Genomic DNA, 2232 nt, shown 5'->3' on the forward strand with positions numbered 1-2232 from the left:
CGGGAGAACATGTCTTCAGATGCAGGACATGAGATTATGGTCAGCCGGAGCATTCAGGCGGAAGGAACCTTCGGAGATCTTAAAGAAAACTACAGATACAGCCGATTGAGACGCCGGGGACTGGAAAACGTAAAATTTGAGGTGCTTATTGTGGCCATGGGACACAATATCAGAAAATTAAACAACAGAAATCGGATGAGTTGCCCAGAACTCGAACGTTATGGAAAATTAAAGGAGCAGAAAAGCGAAATCTGAAAAAGATTATAAACAGTCTTTTTGAGTTTTGGCTCTTTTCAGTGCGTTCAAAAATTGACTTGAGCGGAAAAACACATCATAAAACAGGATTGAATCAGATAAAAAGCATAGAAAAAGGAGCTGTAAATCTCGCTGATGAAAAATCAGTCGAAATTTAACAGCCCCTTTTTAATGCTTCAACAATCTTGTTGTTCTATCGAATCAATATCAACTTTCGATTCACCATTTTATAGATGAATGATCCGATCTGCAAAATCGTCGAGATTTTCATCATGACTGACTGCAACAATAGTCTTTTTTTTCTTCTGGAGTTCCTTAAGCAAACGCATAACTGCCTTTTTATTTTCCGGGTCGAGGTTTCCAGTCGGTTCATCCGCAAGAATAATTTTCGAAGGTTTTAAAAGCAGCCTTGCAAGGGCTACTCTTTGCTGCTCACCTCCAGAAAGCGAACTGATCTTCTGATCAGCTGCTTTGAAAAGCCCAACTTTGACAAGCGTCTCTTCAATTCTCTGATCCATTTCTTTTTTGCTTAAGCCATTAAGAACCATACTCAGATTTGCTCTTACGCTTTTGTCATCTACTAAAGCGTAGTTCTGAAACAGCCATCCAATTTCTTCTGCCAGAATCTTTCGGCTCTTTTCTGTATATGGCCGAACGTTGACATGATTGCCGATATGAATTGATCCGGAATCAAGTGACACAAGCAACCCGATCATACTTAGCAACGTAGACTTTCCACATCCTGACTGGCCTTTAATGAGAACAAATTCACCTTCTTCAACCGCGAAGGTGTAATCTTCAAAAATTTTATGATCTCCAAACGATTTGTAGATCTTTTCCGCATAAATAACAGCACTCATTAAAATTCGCCTCCTTTCAGCATTCGGATTTCGTTGCCTTTTTCATATGTTCGAATCACGACAGCAGCCTCGATCATCGAAAGCACAATCAGAACAAACAGACTGATAATCAATGGTAAAGAAATCGAATGCGTCAAAACCATGGAAACAACCGCAGCACCAACCAGCATCAGGATCCATGTCAGAATCCAGATTTTCCATCTTGTCAAAGCGGGAATTCCCATCAGGATTTGAACTCCGTTCTCTTTTTGCCTGTTAAAGAAAAAGAGGACTATTGAAACAAAAACAAGGCTGGCAAATAAGAACATATCAATAAGTAAAATAATTGTTTTTTCGACCAGTGAAATGAGAACAGTCTGCTTTGATAAATCCCATGCCGTATTGTTTAAAGTAAAGCGGGCTTCACCTTCAGTTTTTATGCTTTTCAGGAAGTTTTCAATCATCGTTTCTGTTTTTTGACCTTCATAAGGCAGGAAAGGGTAATTGCCTCCATAATTCGATGGTCATTCTCCCTGGATAATTAAAATCAGAGAATTGCGAATTGGCAACCTTGGTATTTCACTTGGTCTGATCACATGAGGCATCAATTCAACTCCATCCTCAATAATTACCTCTTTCAGATCATCTTTATCCAATTCCGATATTAAAGGATTCTGCTTCCAATCTTCCTTGATGGATGATGGAACAAGAATCAGATTCTGATTGGGATAGTCACTGATTTTCAGAGTTTCTCCTGAAGCTGCTTCTTTCAATTGAATATCTTTAAAATATTCCGGCGTGACTATGACGAATGGAGTTGTCAACTTCATACTTGCCAACATTTCGGGATAGATTCCTGAATAAGAAAAATCTTCATAGAATCCATGATAGTCCTGCAGGAATTGGTTCCATTCCCCAATGAATTTTGTTAATTTTTCATTGCTGCTGACATCCGAAGAATCAACCTTCCAGAATGAATCAGTAATATATCCATTCAGATCCTCTTTGTATTTTTTGTTACGGGTAAAGTTTAAATGTCCAATCCGGGTAATGATTACATGTACAAAAATGTTATTGGTTATCTGATTGGATCTCATGAATCCACCTTAAGAAACTGATTCTGGAGGTGGAATTTTCA

4 protein-coding genes are annotated in these 2232 nt (G+C 38.5%); 1 reads left to right on the plus strand and 3 read right to left on the minus strand.

The window, feature by feature from the left end; genetic code table 11:
* On the plus strand, positions 1-255 hold a 255-nt coding region (locus tag BO222_RS10115), incomplete at its 5' end, for a transposase (RefSeq protein ID WP_075817320.1).
* A gap of 227 nt (positions 256-482) precedes the next feature.
* Here BO222_RS10115 and BO222_RS10120 read toward each other — a convergent pair.
* The 3 genes from BO222_RS10120 to BO222_RS10130 are packed head-to-tail and all read right to left on the minus strand — an operon-like array spanning position 483 to position 2191.
* The gene (locus BO222_RS10120; RefSeq protein WP_075820686.1) at positions 483-1115 is read right to left on the minus strand and encodes an ATP-binding cassette domain-containing protein; all 633 of its coding nucleotides are present in this window, start codon (positions 1113-1115) and stop codon (positions 483-485) included.
* Positions 1115-1558: a hypothetical protein gene (locus BO222_RS10125; protein WP_075820687.1), complete on the minus strand. Its 444-nt coding sequence runs from the start codon at positions 1556-1558 to the stop codon at positions 1115-1117. Before BO222_RS10125 ends, BO222_RS10120 begins: the two co-directional genes overlap by 1 nt.
* 60 nt (positions 1559-1618) lie before the next feature.
* A complete protein-coding gene (locus tag BO222_RS10130; protein WP_075820688.1) occupies positions 1619-2191 on the minus strand; it encodes a hypothetical protein in 573 nt (190 codons plus the stop codon).
* Positions 2192-2232 lie beyond the last annotated feature (41 nt).

Source organism: Ileibacterium valens, from assembly GCF_001945525.1.
Taxonomy (GTDB): domain Bacteria; phylum Bacillota_I; class Bacilli_A; order Erysipelotrichales; family Erysipelotrichaceae; genus Ileibacterium; species Ileibacterium valens.